Here is an 18,123-nt window from a genome sequence, read left to right as displayed (position 1 = left end):
ACGACCAACCAGAGAGTTCGCTTTTATCGAAAATATCTTGATCCGGAAATAGCTCACCCATGGTTTTGACATACAGAGTGGACGCGGTGCCTGTGCGAGCGTCCACTCCCTACTGCTGCCCAGCTGCAGTGCCGCGCTGATAGCGGCAGTGAGATTCGAGGGTTCTTCGGCCGGTCATCAGGATATCTCCTTCGGAGTCGCGTGGTCTGAACCGGCACATTCCATAGCTGGATGCCTGCCTGCTTACCGAGGCCGAGCTCGCGGCAGGCCCTTCCGCATGGCAGCGCTTGCCCGATCCGTTCCCGGAGTGGGTGCGATGACAGTGGGGACGGTGCCCAAGGTGCTGCCCGATGTCTCCGCCCAAGGGCGGGCACCGGCCGCGCACGCGCTGAACTGGGTGGGCATGCGGGATATCCGCATGCCGGTGCGCCTGGGCGATCCGCTGATGCGTATGGCTGCCCCAGGCAGCTTCGACGTACTGGTCAATCTGCCGGAAGCGGGCGTCAAGGGCATCCACATGTCCCGCCTGTACACGCTGCTGTTCGCGGCCACGAAAACACCTGTTGAGCCGGCGGATCTGTGTCACCTGCTGATGGATGCGGTGGCCAGTCACCGGGAGTGCGGTACGGATGCGGCCAGGCTGGTGCTGCGAACCGAGCTCGTGAGACCTGCGTTTGCCTTGATCACCGAGGGGCTGAAGGGTTGGGCGAGCCACGCCATCGAGGTCGAGGCCACCCTCCAGGACGCCCAGCCTGTCATCTGGCTGACCGTGGACGTCACCTATTCCTCCACCTGCCCCTGCTCGGCGTCGCTGGCAAGGCACTCATGGAGGAGGCATTCCGGAAGCACCATGACGGCCGGGGCGAAATCTCCGTGGCAGACGCAGCCGCGTGGATCGGGGCGAACGGCACACTGGCCACCCCGCACAGCCAGAGGAACGTTGCCAGGATCAAGGTCTCGGTCAGCCCAATGGAGCGCTGGAACCTTGCGTCGCTCATTGAGGATGCGGAGTGTGCTTTGAGTACGCCTGCACAGGGTCCAGTGAAACGCGCCGATGAGCAGGAGTTTGCCCTGCGCAACGGCCAGAACCTGATGTTCGTGGAGGATGCCGCCCGCCTGCTTCTGTCGGCCTTTAGCCTAAAGCATACGGCCGGTTCCATCGAGGTCAGGCATCTGGAAAGCCTGCATCCGCACGACGCTGTCGCCTTCGTTGCCTGGGGAGCCGCGTCATGAGGACGGCCACCATTCCGGTGACATTAGTGACGGGCTTCCTGGGTGCAGGCAAGACAACGCTGATGAATCACCTCGGCGCCACCGGAGGGCTGACGGACACGCTTGTTGTCATCAACGAGTTCGGCCAGGTCGGCCTGGACCACCTGCTGATGATCGAAGCCAAGGATGAGCTCGTGGTCGAACTCAGCGATGGCTGCGTCTGCTGCACGCTGCATGGCGACCTGACGCGCGCCCTGCTCGATGCGCTGGAGCAGCGGCGTCTGGCGGATCGCCGTCCGTTCGAGCGGGTGGTTATTGAAACATCCGGTGTCTCTGATCCGTCCTCCATTGCCAAGGCGCTGGCGGTGGACCCGGCCCTGCACGATGTTTTCCATCTGGAAGCCGTCGTCGCCCTGGTGGATGCGGCGTCGGGCCGTGAGAACCTTGAAAAGTTCCATGAGGCCGCTGCACAAGTGGCCGTGGCAGACCTGATCCTGGTCACCAAATGTGACGCCGCCGAGAGCAACGTCACCTCTGCCCTGCATGCGGATCTGGGCATTCGAAATCCCTTCGCCCGGATCCAGGAGATCGAACACGGGCGGATCGCATCTACGGCGATCTTCGACCCGGAGCTGAAGCTGCGCAGACCGCTGCTGCAGTTGCCCGCGTTGGCGCTGGAGGTGCCCCAGCCGGTATCGCCCTTCCTGGGAATGCTGGGGGGTATCGGTGTTCCCGGCGCACCCCAACCCGCCCATGGCGGTCGCTACCAGGTCATGGGATTTGAATCCAACGCCCCGGTGTCCAGAAGTGCGCTTCAGGCCTGGCTCTCCACCGTGGCCGCCCTGCTGGGATCACAGATTCTCCGCTACAAGGCCATTCTGAATGTTGAGGCCGAAACCGCTCCGCTGGTGCTCCACGGTGTGCAGGGGGTGATCAGTCCGGAGGCCTGGCTGGAAGAATGGCCCGAAGGACACAGGGCCAGTCGCATGGTGCTGATCACGGAGAAGATTGCACAACCCATCATTCAGGCAGGGCTGGACGCCTTCTTCCCGAATGCATTCAAGCCTGCACTGTCGAGTTCGGAGCGTCCACAATGATCAGAAGCAACCCGCGTGGCGACCTGCCGGTGGTTCACGAAAGCAGCTTTGTCGATCCCACAGCCATTGTCTGCGGCCGGGTGGAGATCGGGGAACATGTCTTTGTCGGGCCTTACGCGGTGATTCGCGCCGACGAGATGGATGCCAACGGCCATATCGAGCCGATCAGCATCGGGGCGCACTCCAACATCCAAGACGGAGTGGTTGTCCATTCCAAGGACGGTGCTTCGGTGGTGATCGGCGAACGCACCTCCATTGCCCACCGGGCGATCGTCCATGGACCCTGCAAGGTGGAAGAGCGGGTCTTCATCGGCTTCAACAGTGTGCTCTTCAACTGCGTGGTGGGGGCTGGCAGCGTAGTCCGGCACAACGCGGTCGTGGAGGGGGTCCACCTTCCGGCCAACTTCTATGTGCCTTCCACGGAACGAATTGGCCCCGGAACCGACCTTTCGTCCATTCCGAAGCTGACCGCATCGGCGTCTGAGTTTTCAGAGAGCGTCGCCGATACAAACAATGAGCTCGTCTCCGGATATCGCCGGAAACGGAACGAGTTCTGAGGGTGATCCCTTGAACACGTCGATACGCGTTGACCGCTACCACACGGTACGGTGCAGACGCTAATGCTCGCCCTGCTCCTCGTCTCATCATCATCAGGTGCAAGTGAACGTGTACGAACGCTGGCGTGGAGTGACCTCCAGCCTGCCGGTGAGGCTGAACATAACGCCAAGGTATCAGCCACACTGACGGCCGGCTTGTACGAGGCGATTCGACACAGACGCGTACGAGAGTACGAGGCGCAGGCCGCTGCGCTTCGGAAGACACTGAAGTCGGGCACGGATGCCACGCTGGATGGTCAACGGGTGAGACTCCCCGGGTATGTGGTGCCGCTGGACTTCGACGACAGCGGCAACGTTAAAGAGTTGCTCCTCGTCCCGTTCTACGGTGCCTGTCTTCACGTCCCTGCCCCACCCTCCAATCAAGTCGTCCATGTGCTGCTGCAGCGGCCGCGAGAGATCGGTGCACTGGAGGTGCCGGTGTGGATAGAAGGCACGATGGCGGTGAAATTGTCGGCATCTTCGATGGCGATGTCGTCCTACCAGCTGACGGCCACCTCCATCAAGAGGTACTCCGGCACCGTGGTGCCGTACGAAGGTCCGCGGCCTCATTCCGACGGACGCTGATCACGGGGCTGCGGACTCCGGCGCGCCGCCCTCTGGTACGTACACCATTCGGCCGTCCGGCAGCCGGTAGGTCACGCCGGCCTTGATACCTCCCCCCTCTCCAATCTCGCCTGTCGACTCGTATTTGGTCAGCTCTTCGCCCTTCTTGATCGTGATCCGCATATCGGCCTGACCTGGGTTCTCGATCACGGTGACATCGGCTGAAGAGAACGGGTTCACCGGATTCTTCACGATGACGATCATCAGGATGCCGGTCACCACCAGGAACAGGTCGACCAGGTTGACGACAGACAGAATGGGGTCGTCGGCTTCGTCGTCTTCGAGAAAGCGCATCAGCCCATCTCCTGCTGTCGTTCAAAGTGACGCAGCTCCTCAAGCAGCCAGCGCCTGCGAATGGTCATGACGAAGAACGTCAGACTGGCGGCAACCAGCGCCAGAATCACCGACGAGAATGCGACGACCATGTTCTCACCGACGCTCTGCGCGTCGCTCCTGGTCAAGGCCAGCAGTGCCGGCCCCATCGGGATCATGGTGGCCACCAGGCCCAGCATGGGTGCCGTGCGCGAAACAATGCGCAGCAGCTCCAGTCGCTTGAGTATCCAAAGTTCTGCGTCATCCGTGGTTCCGCCGGCACCGGCGTGCCAGCGCATCAGCGCCGAGCTGTACTGGCCGCGCCAGCGCTTGAAGGCCTCCCACAGGAATCCTCCCAGCGCGATGAAGGCGTAGGCCAGTGCTGCCAGGATGAGCAGAAGAACGGGCGCGAGGAAGATATGGGAGAGCTCGTAGAGCGTTCTTTCAATGGCATTCATGGTTCATCGTTCTTGCATGGAGGGGGATACATGGGATCGGGACTGCAGCCACGCACCGGTTGCGATGAGCATCAGGATCGTGAGCAATGCCAGCCAGGTGCTGTTGCTGGACTCGGCAGGCGGTGCAGGAGCGGTCTGGCGCATGACCTGTCCCCGAACACTCGGTACCGGCGCAGGAGAGCTTGCTGAGGGTGTAGCAGATGCGGGATTTGCGGCCGCGGGCATGGGGGTTCCTGGTCCCTGCAAGGTTCCGTAGCCTGCCCTGCCGAGCTGGGAGTGTTGCTGGGCCGTGGCATTGCTATCTGGCCGGATCAGTGCCAACAGCTGGTCGAGGCGGCCCTGAAGCTCCCTACGCGTCAGATCGTCCGGGGCCCAGTAACCTCTGGCAATGGCTTCCTGAAGCCGACCAATGAGCTGAGCCTGGGCAGTTGGATTGTCCTGCTCGAACCAGCTCGATATGCCTTGTCCCCTTGCATCGCGGACATAGGTGTCGTGCACAGCCTGCCATTGCGCCTCGCGTACGGTACCCGGTGCCGTGACCTGCCAGCCCAGCAGATTGTCAGTTGTCTTCAGCACTTCCAGCGTTCCCGCGTAGCCTTCGGCCTTCATGGCCGCCGTCCACGCCGGATTGAGCAGACCAGCACGGAGCTCGTCTGCCAGGAAGCGGGTTGCCGTCGTGGTCTTTGGGGTCGCTTCGCGCAGGTCGGAAATGAACAGCGAGGGCGTCTCCCCGTCCAGGTGTCTCACGGCCAAGGCCAGCCCGCCCAGGTACTCGAAGGGGTGATCCGTGCTCAGCAGCCCATTGACGTTGGATGAGCGCGACAACACTGCTGCCTGAACGCCACGAAGCTGCTCCGCGAAGAGGTTGCCGCCTGGTAGCGTAACGGCACGGCCCTTGGCGTCGTACCCATACTGCAGGTTTTCCAGAAATCCGTTGGCCAGCGTGGCGTCGTCCTTTGAGGCTCCCTCGGCGCGATCAAGCACTGCGCGGCCCAAACCACTCCCGAACTCACCAGGCGCATTACTGAACACCCTCAGTTTCGAGAGTGCCTTTGCTTGCTCTTCAGACATCCCACGCTGACGCAGGGCACGCTCGACCGCAGCGGAGTTGCGCGCGATGGGATTGGACGCAGCGGCCGGCATGCAGCTCAGGCGCTCCACCGCATCCGCGAGCATGCGCAGGAAGGGGTCAAACTGGTCCCGGTACACACTGGTGGCCTGCACCACGACATCGATGCGGGGATGCTTCATCTCCACGTCCGGCACGATGTCCAGTGCGATGACCTTGCCGGCCTCGTTCCATTTCGGCCGCAACCCCATCGCATGAAGGACCTGCGCCTCCAGCACCCCTAGGTGTCGAATGGCTTCGCTGGACCACAAGCTGATGGCCAGCTTCTCCGGGAAAGCGGTGCCGTGCTCCTGGCGGTAGGCTTCAATGAGCTGATCCAGTGCCACGCGCCCGCTTTCAAATGCGGCCCGCGTTGGCAGCCGGTCAGCCTCGAACGCGTACAGGTTCCGACCACTGCGCACCTCGGGCGAACGAATGGGATCGCCCCCCGCGCCCGGCGGAACGAAGCCACCAGCAAGGCCCCTCAACAGGGACTCGACCTCCTGCGTGTCCGCCAGGGCGACATCCAACTGCCGGGCACGCTCCAGCTGCGTTCGCACTGCTTCTGACAGGTGCCCGATGGACGCCCCGTCCCCGCGAAGGTACGTCTGCAGTATCTGGTAAGGACGTCCATTGCGGATCTGCTCCGCGTCGCCGGTGTTGGCTTCTTCTGCATCCAGCCCGAGTGCCTGCAGGTAGGCCGGGCCAAGCTGCTGCATCACTGTCATGAACCGCAGTTCTTCAGGGGCGGACTCACCGAACGTATGTAGGCCCAGCGGCAGCTGGCGGCGGGCCAGTTCGTGCAGGTGATCATGCAACGCCTGCAGGAAGGCCGGAAAGCGGGACTGCATGTCCACAGCACTCCACCCCATGTCGTCGGCGATACCCGAGCTGAGCGCTGCCTCCTGGAGCTGCGCGGCAGTCGTGTCGCGAACCTGCCCATCATCCAGCTGCTGGTATTCGTGCACCAGCTGATGCAGGTCCCGAAGCTCGTCGTAAAGCCCCGACGGCCCAAATGCAGGCGTCTGGTGACTCACGACCACGGCGCGACCGCGGCGCTTGGCCTGCATGGCCTCGCCGATGTTGTCCTGGATGTAGGGGTAAAAGACGGGAACGTCGCCCACCGTCAGCCATGGATAGTCGCCGGTCCATAGTCCGCGGTCTTTGCCGGGTGTCCACTCCTGGGTGCCATGGGTGCCGAAATGAACGATGGCATCTGTCTGCCACTCATCCCGAAGATAGAGATAGGCCGCCAGGTAGTAATGGCTGGGTACCGCGCCCAGGTCATGGGTGGCCTTGCCCACCTGCCCTGCCCTGGGCGGTTGCGGCATCACCAGCAGGTTACCCAGGCGCAGCCGCGGCAACACGAAGCTCTTCTTTCCCTTGACGGTGCGGACAAACGGGCTGCGCGCAGGATCTCCCCACCGGCTGTTCAACTCGGCTAGACGTATTGGTGGAAGCGTAGCCAGCCAGCGCTGATAACGCTCCAAGGGAAGCGCCACCGCCAGGTCGCGTGCAAGAAGATTCTCCAGCGTCTCTGGACGGTAGTACCCGCCAAGCAGTGCCTGCGCGCCTTCGACGATCGCCTTCTCACCGGCGGGTTCCACTGTGTAGCCGGCGGCCTGAAGCTTGGGCAGCAGTGAGGCGACACTGCGCGCCACATTCAGATGCGAAGCCGACAGGTTCTTTTCTCCATCTGGCGAGTTCCAGAACAGGAGGGCCAGATGTTTGCTGGCGGCAGGCACGGTGCGCAGCTTTCCGATCCGGACAAGCTTGTCGACCAGGGCTTGCACCTGTTCTGGAATAGGCTGCAGGCTGCCATTGTCAGTTGCTGAGACCACCGTCGGGTCCGACGTGCCCCAAGTCTCCGGCAGTGCGACGAATGTCGCCATCTGGGACATCGGGACGCCGCTGGTCGCTTTGCGCCACTGCTCGCTGTTGCCTTGGCGGTAGTTCAACCCCTGTATTACCGGAACATCCAGGCCAGCGAACTCCTGCGGAAGCGCCGCTCCGTTCTGCAGATGGGTGAGATTGACGACCGCGGAAACGTTGATCGAGGCAACCGCGTTACGAAGTCCATCATCCAGCGCCTGGTCGTACCAGACTCCAAAAAGGGAAACCTTCTTCCGTCGCCCTTCCGTGATGAGCGCGTCGACCACCTGGGTCTGCATTGAACTGACGCTGTTGGCGGCGATGAGCACCGCTACGCGGGGCCAGGCGGCTTGCCCGGCCTGCTCCCAGGCATTTTCCAGCTCAAGTCGACTGCCATACGCTGGCTGGCCAGGCCCCGCGTAGTACCCGACTGCGGGGAGCACGCGTGGCGTGGGAGCAGTATCGAACGCGGGATCCTGTGCAGACCATCGGCGGAGCCATTCGGCCAGCGCCCTGAAGTTGTACGCGCCTCCATTGGCGTAATAGCTGGCCACGCGGCGTGCGTGGCCGGTGTCCAGGCCCGCCGATGCGGACGGTCCGGCACCGACCTTCACCCAGGGCGTCTGCCCGCGCAGCAGGGCGGGTTTGATCGCCGCCATGACCTGCTCGGCATCTGAGGGTCTGGGGCTGTCGACGATCACCAGGTCGACGCCTGCCGGCCATCCGTCGGGCAACGCACGCCCACCGCCCACCAGCCGGTGCTCGACGCGCACGCCCTCAGGTGCCATCAGGGCATCAACCGCCACAATCTTCGCAGGCATGACGAAATCATTTGTCACCACCTCCACCCGCAGTCCCCCTGCCCATGCAGGCAGGGAGGCAGTCAGGCCGAGCAGCAGCAGCCAGGCTAGTGCGCGCACTTAGAAGGCCAGATCAAAGCCAGCGTGCACGTAACGACCGGTTTCTGGATACGCGTACAGTGCACCGGTCTCGTCAAGCCGCTTGTCCGCAATGTTGTCGATGCCGACCACCATGCTGAGCTTGGGAGTGATGGCCCAGCGGGTATCCAGCGAGACGAGCGCATAGTCGGGCAACGTCACCTGGGTAGTGCCGGACGCCTGCTTTTGTGGGCCGATGTACTCGCCGCGAAGCGTCGCCTGCAGCGGACCGGACTCCCACACCAGATTGGCTGCTCCACTCCGCTTGGGGCGCTCATTCAGGGCCTGTCCGGTCTCCTTGTCCTCGGTATCCAACCAACTGTAGTTGGCGTCGATCCGAAGGCCTTCAGCGAGCGGAATCGTTCCGGAAAGCTCCACGCCACGGATCCTTGCCTCTGCCACATTGGTGTAATTGCGCAGTTCGCGCCCACGAAGACCGCAGGCACGCACGCAAACCGTCTGGATCAGGTCCTTCAGTTCATTCTGGAAGACCGTGGTCTGGATGGACCAGCCATCGTGCTGCCACGCCCCCGAGAGCTCATAGCTGGTGTTCTGCTCGGGCTTTAGCAGCGGATTGCCGACGATGGTGAAGCGGCCTCCCCCACCCACGGCGGAGTACTCCGGCGAGAGCTGCTTCAAGCTCGGTGCCTTGAAGCCGGTGCCAACACCTCCCTTCAACGTGAACGCGTCACTGACATGCCATACGGCATAACCGCGCGGACTGTGGTGCCAGCCGAACTCGGAATGGTGATCTGCGCGATCGCCCACAACCACCGAGAGTCCTTCAGTGATCTGGATCTCATCCTGCAGGAAGAGCGCAGTCTGGATGGCCTGCACCTTGCCCGAGGCTGCGGCTGAGGCATCATCAAGACGTTCGCGACGCCATTCGCCACCTACGCTTACCCGGTGAGACGATCCGAGATTCAGAGTCGCACGACCGTCAACGATGTCATCCCGAAGGCTCTGCGGTCGAGTTGCTTCGCCGACATCACGGCGGTTCTCCCGGTCCAGCTTGCTCTGGTAGGCGCTGAATCGGGTCTGGCCCCAGCTCCATGTGCCTTCGTGGGACAGCGTGGTCTGCTGGCGCTCAATGTCGTCGATGGTCTCATAGACATAAGGCGCGTTGCCCGCTTGCAGTGCATTGCGCTTACGGAACTCCTTGCCCTCCAGGTGTGACAGGTCGACGCGCTGGCTGTCAGTTGGCGTCCACGTCAGCACGGCGCGACCGGTGTTTACCCGGCGCTGCTCCTGCTCGTCAAGCCGCTCATCGGCAGGATCCTTGGTGGCGTCCTTCTGGCGGTGTTCTGCAAACACGCTGAGACCAAGCGTGCCGGGTATGAGCGCCCCGCCCGCATAGAGGCCGGCCTGCGTGGTATTGCCGCCACGGTCGCCGCCCACCACGCCACCGTTGTAAACCACGTTCCCTTGCCAGTCGTCGGTGGCCCGTCGACTGATCATGTTCACGACGCCGCCGAGGGCTTCAGAGCCATACAAGGACGACATGGGGCCGCGTACCACTTCGATCCGTTCGATCGCGGCAGCAGGCATCCAGCCTAGGTCGAAGTCGGCATGCGCAATCGCATCGCTGGCGGCATTCACCCGCTGGCCATCGAGCAACACCAGCGTGTACTCGGGGTCCATGCCGCGGATGCGGATGCCACGACGGCCGAAGCCGACGCCGGCCAGGGTCACACCGGTGGTGCCACGCAGCGCGTCACTGAGGTCCAGCACGGCACGCGCCTGGATCTGCTCGCGCGCGATGACGCTGATCGATGCCGGAGCATCGCTGGCCAAGCGATCGGTTGCGGTCGCTGTGACGACGATGGGATCGAGTTCAAGGGCTCCCGGGGCGGCGATGGCCGCGGAGCTACAGGCAAGCGAAACAGCAATAGCCAGCGTGCACTGAGGCGCACGAAGATGAAGCAAACGAGACATTTGGAAGAGTCAAAGATGGCGTAATGCTATAACATATCACTCTTAACGCTTTTGTCACAGACTCAGAATGACGGCCGCCTGCCGGCGGCCGCGCTGCGCCTTGGATCAGAAGTTGTAGCGAACTCCGATCGCCGCGCTCCTGCCCCGCAGCGGCGACCGGTCCTTGACGAACGATGTATGCAAATACGCGTTATTGTTGAGGAGATTTGTCGCCCGCCGATAGAATTCAGCTGGCTACCGCTCCGTCAGTCTAGGCGATACGCCAGAGTGGCGTTGAGCATGCAGTACCCGGCAGCACTGGTTGAGCTGCAAGCTGACCTGCCCGTTCAATGCCGTACATTAGCGGCTCCATGCAACGCACTCGGCAGCACTTCGACCCATGATGCTCTGAACTTGCAGTCTTCTAAGCTTTCTCAGAACTACCAAGTGGCGACGCTGTCGCCAAGGTTTCCTGCTGGCAGAGCCCATTCAAGTTGCACACCATCAACCGCGTAGGGAACCTTCAGCCTACGAGCAGAGCCCCAAACGGTTGGTTCCAAGCTAGCAGCGAAGTCTTGCTCCATCAACTCAGCTAATGGTTCCCCAGAGCACTCACCACTGGAGCAGTTGTTCGTAAGAAGAAGCGCCGTCCTAGCCAAAGATGTCCTGAAACTTCCACCATGGCCATCATCCAGAACATTTGCCAGCCCCTTCAGAACCGCAGCGGCGAGCAAGTAGCCAGTAGCATGGTCCAAGGCCTGCACCGGAAGCGGGACTGGCCGGCCAGCTGCATTGACCCGCATGCCTGTATCCGCGATTCCGCAGCTCATCTGAACCAAGCTGTCAAAGCCACGTCTAGTCGCCCACGGTCCCGACCAGCCGTAGGCATCGAGACTGACATCCACTAGGCCTGGATTGAGTTCTCGCCGCCGCTGCGGGCCAAGCCCCAGACTCTCCAATGCATCGCATCTGTAGCCATGAACCAAGACGTCGGATTCTGCCAAAAGCCGTTCAAAAGCTTTCAGGCCCTTCCGGCTTCGCAAATCCATTCTAGCTCGGCGCTTGCCTAACGTGACTTCAGGTGCGAGCGCTGGCTCGTTCCAGTCCACCGGATCGATACGAAGCACATCTGCGCCGCAACCGGCCAGGAAACGCGTGGCCACCGGTCCTGCAAGGATTCGCGTTAGATCCAGCACGCGGACACCGCGCAGTGGGTGTAACAAATCGATAGCCCACCTCGAGCTTCTTGTACTAGCCCCTGCACGCTCATGAGCGACTAACGGCTCTCGGGCAACAGCACGGCCTTGCGGATGATCGAGCCACGCCCGGGTGGAACGCATCTCAGCTGCGCATCCCCCCTGTGACACAATCTCCGACTCCAAGCTTGCAGACTCCCAGGTACTGACCGCTTCAGCAACCAAATCGCGATCCAACTTCTTGTGGGCGGTCGAAAGGCCCAGTGCCCGCAAGGCTGCAGCTCTGTGCGCGGGTGCGTTGGTGTGGAGGCGGATCCCACCATTTGAGGATTGATAGTCCCCCGCCAGTTCGTCCCAGCTGGGAGTTAGAGTCCAGTCCACAGGATAGATGGATTGTTTGAACCATCTTGACGCAAGCGCGCGGTCCACGCTCACCTCTAGTTTACTACCGTGGCGCCTTTCAATAAGCGACATCAGTGCCAAGGATGCTGCGCTTATGGAAGCGGTAGCCAAGTCCGATACAGGGTACACAGAAGGGAGCCGTCCACGCCCCCTGACCGTCAAGTGATAAGTCAGGCCGCGCGGTTGGTGTAATGAGTCAAGAATGTGCTCAAGAATTTTTCCTTCGGAGGACCCGAATCTATCCATCCGCTCGCCAATAGGCCTGGCCTGGAAAACCGAGCCGCAATTCTGAATGTTGTCGTCCATTAAATGGCCTTGGCTTGTCGGTCTCTATTCCACCTACTTAGCATTCGCTCTGCAGGCTTAACGTCACCTACCCAACTCGTGAATGAGTTGATACTTCATCAACCCCGAACCATGGATTTCTTCTTCGGCAGCCCAATTTAACTGCTGGGCTATATGGTCCTGCTGGAGCGTGGCGCCGATGGGAAACTTCATATGTTGCCGGTGGCGAAGGCACAGACATAAGCGATCACTCCGTTGAACCCCTTGCCATTTCTGATCCTGTTACGCTGCGTAACTGGCGCTTTCGTTCGCGTCATAGCGCTTTTGTCCGAAGATTTTCATTGGTCGTGCTCTGGGGGGGGGGCAGCCGAGCGGTGGGGTGCTCGCTGACTACTTCGATGTTGGGTTTTGCGTTCGAGAGGTGACGGGGTCTATCGGCAGTCGTCTGTTGACCGACCCTATCAGCCAAGGGTTATGGCTTATTGTTCCGGTCGACTCTGCGCGAGTTCGTTGACATTCCGGGCGGCGGCCAGGCGGCCACCGTCCGCTACGTCCGAGTCAGAACGCGTAGCGAACCCCGATCACCATGCTCCTGCCCCTCAGCGGCGACTGGTCCTTGACGAACGACGTATGCACATACGCGGTCTTGTTGAGCAGATTCGTCGCCCGCAGGTAGAACTCCGCTGACTGGCGCTCCGTGAGTTCCAAGCGGTACGCCAGGGTGGCATTGAGCATGTCGTACCCGCCGGTCCGGGTCTCGTACTGTGCGATGCGATCCTGCGAGAACGTGTGGTAGTACTCGGCATCCGCGGAGTACGGCCCATTCGACCAGTGGTGGCGCACGCCCAGGCGACCGGGGGGAATGCGTGGCAGATTATCGTCCTCGCCTTTCACCTTGGCGCGCACGTAGTCACCGAACAGCGTCGTTCTGTGCGCTGTATTGAGCTGCAGGCTGATCTGGCCGTCAACGCCGGTGAATGTGGCATCAGCTGCCGTGTAAAGAAGGTACTTGTGCGGCACGCCGGTTTCACTGTCAGTCTCAATCAACCGGGCGAACACGTAATCCTTGATGTCCTGATGGAACAGGCCGATTTCAAAATCGACCGGCCCGCCTACCTTCCGCAGCTTCAGGTCCACGGAACGTGCCGTCTCCAGGGCATCAGTACGGCCTTCCGGGAACGTCGGGGAAGCACTTCGCGAACGCACCAACCCTACTTCATAACTATTGGCGGCCAAGTTGTTGCCGTAGGCATACAGTTCGCGGACGCTCGGAGCGCGCTGGGTTCGACCTAGGCTCAGGACAGCAGAATAGCCTTCGGCGAGATTCCAGTTGAGACCCACCGAGGCGGAGAACGGATTGACCTTGGAACCGGGATTCTTCTTGACGAAGCCCTCGACGCTTTCGTCTTCCAGGTACTGCTCCCAGTTGGGACCGTACCATTCGGCAAACAACGCCTGGTACTCGGCATTCAGCGCATGCCGGAAGGTCGGCCGGGGAATGCTGATCTCCCGCCAGTCCTTTCGTGCGGCGAACAGCAGATCCACCGGGCCGAATGACCGCTTTTCATTCAAAAACACACCGATGTTCTTTGTGTCGTGACGCTGGGCGCTGTCCAGCCCGTAGCCATTCTCGGGGAACGGGACGTGCATGTTGTTGACGTTGAGCCCACTGAACTCACCATCGGTGTACTGCACGCCCAGCGTGCCCGTGAAGCCCAACACCGGGTTGTGGGTCAGCTCGATGGGGCCGTCGTCCACCTCGTTCGTGTAGCGATTGAACAGCGACGGGCCGTCGATCTCATCGTGCCGGTAGTCCGTATGCGAAAGGCGCAGACGGAGGTGCTGGAAGCCCGGCAACGGGTCATCGTAGTCGGCACGAACATCTGCGCGCTCGCTGCGCAGGCGGATCTTCGCGGTGTGGTCATCGGAAGAACCGAACGGATCCTCGTAGGCACCATGCGCCGCGCAATGCAGGTCAATGCCGTGCGTGTGGCAGACCCCGTTCTTGTGCGAATGGCCCGGCAGGCCGTAGTCGCTCTCCTGCAGCGTGTACCCAGCGCCGATGTATCCCTTGTCGGTGATCCAGGAGGCACCGAAGGACGAGGTGGTTCCTTCGGCGAAGGAGTCTTTCAGCTGACCGCCGGGGATGTCGTAGTCATCGCTGTGATGACGGGCCACTTCGGCATGAACAGCGAACTGGCCGACGCCAGCGGTGACCTGACCAACGCCGGTCCTTTCCTGGTCGCCGGAGCCCAGGCGCACTTCCGCCGCACCCGTGACGCCACTCGTCGGCAGGCGCTTGGGAACGCGCCCGTCGATCAGGTTCACCGCGCCGCTCATGGCACTGCCGCCATACACACCGCTGCGGGGCCACAAATGATTTCAATGGCCTCCAGCAGCATCGGGTCGGTGGTGATGGCGTGGTCCGGCGACACCGAGGCGGCGTCGAAGAGGTTCGCGCCATCGGAGAGCACCTCGATACGCGGCAGTGTCTGCCCACGAATGACGGGCCGTGAGGCACCGCCGCCAAAGTTGTCGAGATGCACGCCGGGCAATCCTTCCAGGGTTTCGCCGAGCCCACCCTTGCGGCGGTGCACGAGCTCATCCCCGGTCAGCACCTGGACCGGCAATATGGTGAGGCTAGGATCCACGCCCCTGTCACCGGTGACGGTGAGCTGGTCCAGGTCGGTCGGGGTACGCGCTGCCTCCTGGGCGAGCGCTGGGGCGGCGGTGATCAGCAGTGCGGAAATGGAAGCGGATAGAACACGGGCCTTCATCATGATTCTCGTGCAGGGCATGGCGAAAGATCCCGGCGACTTCTTTTCCCCGGGGCGGGCGCTGGAACGCGGTGACGTGGGTACGTGAGGGGCCCCGCTGCGCGGCGGGACCTTGCCGCTCAAGCGGCGTGGGAGGTGATGCCCCTGTTCACCAGGTGAGCGGACGCCATCAGCGTTCCCCCAATGGCGGAAAGCAGTCCGTGCAGAACCACGATGTCCCTGATCTGCGGGTGCAGGGACGCCAGCAACAGACAGCCGCTGCCGGCCACCGCGAGTGCCATGGGCAGTGACCTTCTGTGCCGTTGCCACGCGATGCCAACGCTGGTGACGCACAACGCCGCCGCGACGGCGGCGATGGCCCACTCCCATCGGGAAAGGCGCAGCAGCCAGGTGAGCGGCCCGTGCCACGGGTGCTGGAAAGACCTTAGCGCCAGCATCGCGCCCGGAAGCAACGCCAAGATCAGGGGGAGCAACATGCAATGCAGCGCGCAGGTAAGCGACAGCCATGCGGCTGCAAGGTCAAACCTTCTGTGCAGAGTGCGTCCTTTCGATGGGGCGGTGTGACTTCTACTTGTGCGAGAGGTAAGCTGCATTCCGTTATATTATAACATCGCTAAATCATGAAGAAGCTTTTCGCTGTACTTGCCGCCCTTCCTGCACTGGCATCGGCCCACGACGTGAGGCATCAAGGACCTCACGTCCACGGCCAGGCCCAGATTCAGATTGGCGTGGACGACCGAGTCATTGACGTTCGGCTCAACGCACCGGGCATGGGCATCCTCGCCTTCGAACGCCCGCCCGCAACGGAAGCGGAGACCGCTGCGCTGAAGAAGGCCGTCCGGGTGCTGGAGAGCGGTAACTGGATCGCATTTCCGGCCAGTGCCGGGTGTTCGCTCAAGGCCCACAAGGTGACAACGGAGGGTTTCTCCACCGCCATTTCGTCTCACGACGTGGGGCACGTCGGCCATCACCACGCTGGCTTTGAAGCAGCGCTGCAGTTCCAGTGCAAGAGCACGTCCACGCTGGACCACCTCCAGCTATCGCTGGGCCGCCACTTCCCCGGGCTGCATGAAACGGTCGTAGAGACCGCCACTGCGCATGGTCAGGACCGCGTCGAACTACGCGGCGCGCAGCAGCGGGTGGAGTTGGCACGGTGACAACCGCCGCGGCTCGCCTGGAGTCGGTCCGGTTTGGCTACCCGGGGCACGAAGCGATCCTGGATATCCCTCGTTTGAAGTGAAGCAGGGGCAACAATTGCTATTACAGGGCACCAGCGGAAGTGGCAAGAGCACCCTGCTTGGGCTGATGTCTGGTGTGCTGCACGCGACCTCGGGCCGGATCGAGGTGGCCGGGCATAACTTGTCCAGCCTGGCGGGTACCGCGCATAACCGGTTCAGGGCTAACCACTGCGGAGTCATCTTCCAGAAGTTCAACCTGTTGCTCTTCCTCAGCGTGCGGGACAACATCGCGCTGGGGCTCAACTTTGTCTCGCGCGAACTCCGGGCGCATAGCCGGGCCGAGCGGGATAAGCGGATATCGCTGCTGCTGGAAGCGCTGGGGCTAAATGCCGATGCGTTGTTGGCTCGCTTAGCGGGCCGCTTGAGTGTGGGAAAACAACAGCAGCGCGTCGCCGCTGCCCGTGCCCTGATCGGCAAGCCGCAGTTGCTGCTGGCAGATGAGCCTACCTCCGCGTTGGACCCCGAATCCGCCCGGTCATTCCTCAGACTCCTGAGCAAGGCCTGCCGCCAGGCCGGTACCACCGCGATCGTGGTGAGCCATGACCCTTCGCTTGAGCCCCTGTTTGACGAGGTCAGCGTGCTGGACTTGATCAATCGCGCGTCACGCCCGCTGGAGGAGGCCCCATGATCCAGCTCGCCTTGGCCAGCCTGCGCAGCCTTGCAGATCGGTTGCCTATGCGGCGCTTCCGCTGGGCGAACCACAGTGGCAGTGCGATTCGTCCAGGGCAGGTGCCAGGAAGCGAATAGTCAGTCTTTGCGAGGCCGAGATGGACAGACTTGGTCTGGCGCATGAGAGGGAACTGTCTGCTGCGATTGGAGATGCGCTGACACTGATTGTTTCCGAGGTCGTAGGGAAATCACCGGCCAGTTGCCGATGACTCTGCCCGAATTTCAGAGTTGACGGACAGCGGGCTGATCCACCCGCCGTTTCAGTCACAATCCACCACACCGAGAGGTAGGCTTATGAGAGCGTTCAATCTATTCTTCATCGCGGCCACGATTCTCGTCGCACCAGTCGGACATGCTCGGCCAGGCGATGATCTGCTGGATAAGACTGCGCCCTTCCTGGTACCGGCGCTGCCCTTCGCAGCTGCTTCGCTGGAACCAGTCGTGGACTCGGAGACGATGCAGATTCACCACGACAAGCATCATCAGGCCTACGTCGACAACCTCAACAAGGCTATCAAGGATTCCGCCACGCTACGTGGCCTCACCCTGGAGCAGCTTCTTGCCTCCTCCGATAGCGCTGGAACGGCTGTGAGAAATAACGCCGGGGGGCATTACAACCACAGCTTGTTTTGGTCTCTGCTCGCACCTCCCGGGGAAGGTGCAGAGCCCAGCCAGGCTCTGCTGACGGCGATCGAGCGTGACTTCGGTTCGTTACAGAAGTTTAAGGAAGAGTTCTCCGCCGCTGCCTTGTCGGTGTTCGGATCAGGGTGGGCATGGTTGGTCCTTGACCGTAACGGATCGCTAATCGTTACGGTCACGCCAAATCAAGACAACCCGCTCATGCCGTCCGCCAAGACACCGGGATTCCCACTCCTAGCCCTTGATGTGTGGGAGCATGCCTACTACCTCAATTACCAGAACAAGCGCCCTGCCTATGTCCAATCATGGTGGTCGGTGGTCAACTGGGCGGAGGTCAGCAAGCGCTTCAAGTCGGCGCGGGATGTGAGAAGAGCGACGCCAAGCAGCTAAAGGAACTGACGCCTATTGGTCCGTTCCATCTTCTTGGGCCTGCAAATTCCGGCACGCCGAACAGGTGCCGGATATCTCCAACGCATGGCTTGCTGGGGTGAACCCATGAACGTGGAGATCGTCCAGGAAGCCTGCGGGCAGTACTGGAACGTGGATTGTCTCCACGGAACCGCAGTTCTCACACACCAGAAAAGTGCAGCTCCACGGAGGCCCAGCGGGTCTCAAGAGGAAAGCGTTTATCGAATTCAGTTTTATCGCCCAGCCGTTGCGCCGCAGGAACTCAAGCACGCGGTAAACCGCAGTCGGAGCCGTATTAGGGCTCTCCCTCCGAACGGCCTCTAGGATCGTATAGGCCTTGAGAGGACCTGTAGCTGTGACCAGCATACGAAGCACGCG

At 61.8% G+C, this 18,123-nt stretch carries 14 protein-coding genes and 1 pseudogene; 8 read left to right on the top strand and 7 right to left on the bottom strand.

What is annotated here, in order from left to right; translation table 11 throughout:
• Positions 1–277 precede the first annotated feature (277 nt).
• From IAE41_RS00395 to IAE41_RS00375, 5 genes are all read left to right on the top strand, one after another.
• The gene (locus IAE41_RS00395) at positions 278–1,021 is read left to right on the top strand and encodes a GTP cyclohydrolase, FolE2/MptA family (RefSeq protein ID WP_200731562.1); all 744 of its coding nucleotides are present in this window, start codon (positions 278–280) and stop codon (positions 1,019–1,021) included.
• Entirely contained in the window at positions 913–1,233 is a 321-nt protein-coding gene (locus IAE41_RS22390; RefSeq protein WP_234458211.1) for a GTP cyclohydrolase, FolE2/MptA family, read from the top strand. The genes IAE41_RS00395 and IAE41_RS22390 overlap by 109 nt, the downstream gene beginning before the upstream one ends.
• Positions 1,230–2,309 carry a GTP-binding protein gene (locus IAE41_RS00385; protein WP_200731561.1) on the top strand — a complete coding sequence of 360 codons (1,080 nt, stop codon included), beginning with the start codon at positions 1,230–1,232 and terminating at the stop codon, positions 2,307–2,309. Before IAE41_RS22390 ends, IAE41_RS00385 begins: the two co-directional genes overlap by 4 nt.
• The gene (locus tag IAE41_RS00380; RefSeq protein WP_200731560.1) at positions 2,306–2,866 is read left to right on the top strand and encodes a carbonate dehydratase; all 561 of its coding nucleotides are present in this window, start codon (positions 2,306–2,308) and stop codon (positions 2,864–2,866) included. Before IAE41_RS00385 ends, IAE41_RS00380 begins: the two co-directional genes overlap by 4 nt.
• A 63-nt stretch (positions 2,867–2,929) precedes the next feature.
• Positions 2,930–3,490: a DUF3299 domain-containing protein gene (locus IAE41_RS00375; protein ID WP_200731559.1), complete on the top strand. Its 561-nt coding sequence runs from the start codon at positions 2,930–2,932 to the stop codon at positions 3,488–3,490.
• Here the strand turns inward: IAE41_RS00375 and IAE41_RS00370 are convergent, their stop codons facing one another.
• From IAE41_RS00370 to IAE41_RS00335, 7 genes are all read right to left on the bottom strand, one after another.
• Positions 3,491–3,823 carry a DUF2149 domain-containing protein gene (locus tag IAE41_RS00370; RefSeq protein WP_200731558.1) on the bottom strand — a complete coding sequence of 111 codons (333 nt, stop codon included), beginning with the start codon at positions 3,821–3,823 and terminating at the stop codon, positions 3,491–3,493.
• Positions 3,823–4,299, bottom strand: coding sequence for a MotA/TolQ/ExbB proton channel family protein (locus tag IAE41_RS00365; protein WP_200731557.1), 477 nt, complete (start codon positions 4,297–4,299; stop codon positions 3,823–3,825). The genes IAE41_RS00370 and IAE41_RS00365 overlap by 1 nt, the downstream gene beginning before the upstream one ends.
• Positions 4,300–4,302: 3 nt before the next feature.
• Positions 4,303–8,199: a cobaltochelatase subunit CobN gene (cobN, locus tag IAE41_RS00360; RefSeq protein ID WP_200731556.1), complete on the bottom strand. Its 3,897-nt coding sequence runs from the start codon at positions 8,197–8,199 to the stop codon at positions 4,303–4,305.
• Positions 8,200–10,152 (bottom strand): TonB-dependent receptor, encoded by a 1,953-nt coding sequence (locus tag IAE41_RS00355; RefSeq protein WP_200731555.1) that lies wholly within the window; start codon positions 10,150–10,152, stop codon positions 8,200–8,202.
• 2,420 nt (positions 10,153–12,572) lie between these two features.
• Positions 12,573–14,342: a TonB-dependent receptor gene (locus tag IAE41_RS00345; protein WP_200731553.1), complete on the bottom strand. Its 1,770-nt coding sequence runs from the start codon at positions 14,340–14,342 to the stop codon at positions 12,573–12,575.
• A gap of 8 nt (positions 14,343–14,350) precedes the next feature.
• Positions 14,351–14,791: a Plug domain-containing protein gene (locus tag IAE41_RS00340; RefSeq protein ID WP_200731552.1), complete on the bottom strand. Its 441-nt coding sequence runs from the start codon at positions 14,789–14,791 to the stop codon at positions 14,351–14,353.
• 119 nt (positions 14,792–14,910) lie between these two features.
• Positions 14,911–15,384 (bottom strand): MerC domain-containing protein, encoded by a 474-nt coding sequence (locus IAE41_RS00335; RefSeq protein ID WP_200731551.1) that lies wholly within the window; start codon positions 15,382–15,384, stop codon positions 14,911–14,913.
• Positions 15,385–15,411: 27 nt separating this feature from the next.
• On the opposite strand from IAE41_RS00335, the gene IAE41_RS00330 reads away from it, so the two are divergent.
• The 3 genes and pseudogenes from IAE41_RS00330 to IAE41_RS00320 all read left to right on the top strand — a co-directional run bounded on the left by IAE41_RS00330 (position 15,412) and on the right by IAE41_RS00320 (position 17,727).
• Entirely contained in the window at positions 15,412–15,948 is a 537-nt protein-coding gene (locus IAE41_RS00330) for a DUF2796 domain-containing protein (protein ID WP_200731550.1), read from the top strand.
• A pseudogene (locus tag IAE41_RS00325) lies at positions 15,945–16,657 on the top strand (ATP-binding cassette domain-containing protein). The gene IAE41_RS00330 and the pseudogene IAE41_RS00325 overlap by 4 nt, the downstream one beginning before the upstream one ends.
• Positions 16,658–16,992: 335 nt before the next feature.
• Positions 16,993–17,727: a superoxide dismutase gene (locus IAE41_RS00320; RefSeq protein ID WP_200731549.1), complete on the top strand. Its 735-nt coding sequence runs from the start codon at positions 16,993–16,995 to the stop codon at positions 17,725–17,727.
• Positions 17,728–18,123 lie beyond the last annotated feature (396 nt).

The sequence above is a fragment of the Stenotrophomonas sp. S39 genome (assembly GCF_016624665.1).
Classification (GTDB): Bacteria; Pseudomonadota; Gammaproteobacteria; order Xanthomonadales; family Xanthomonadaceae; genus Stenotrophomonas.
This window is presented reverse-complemented; position numbering and strand designations above follow the sequence as displayed.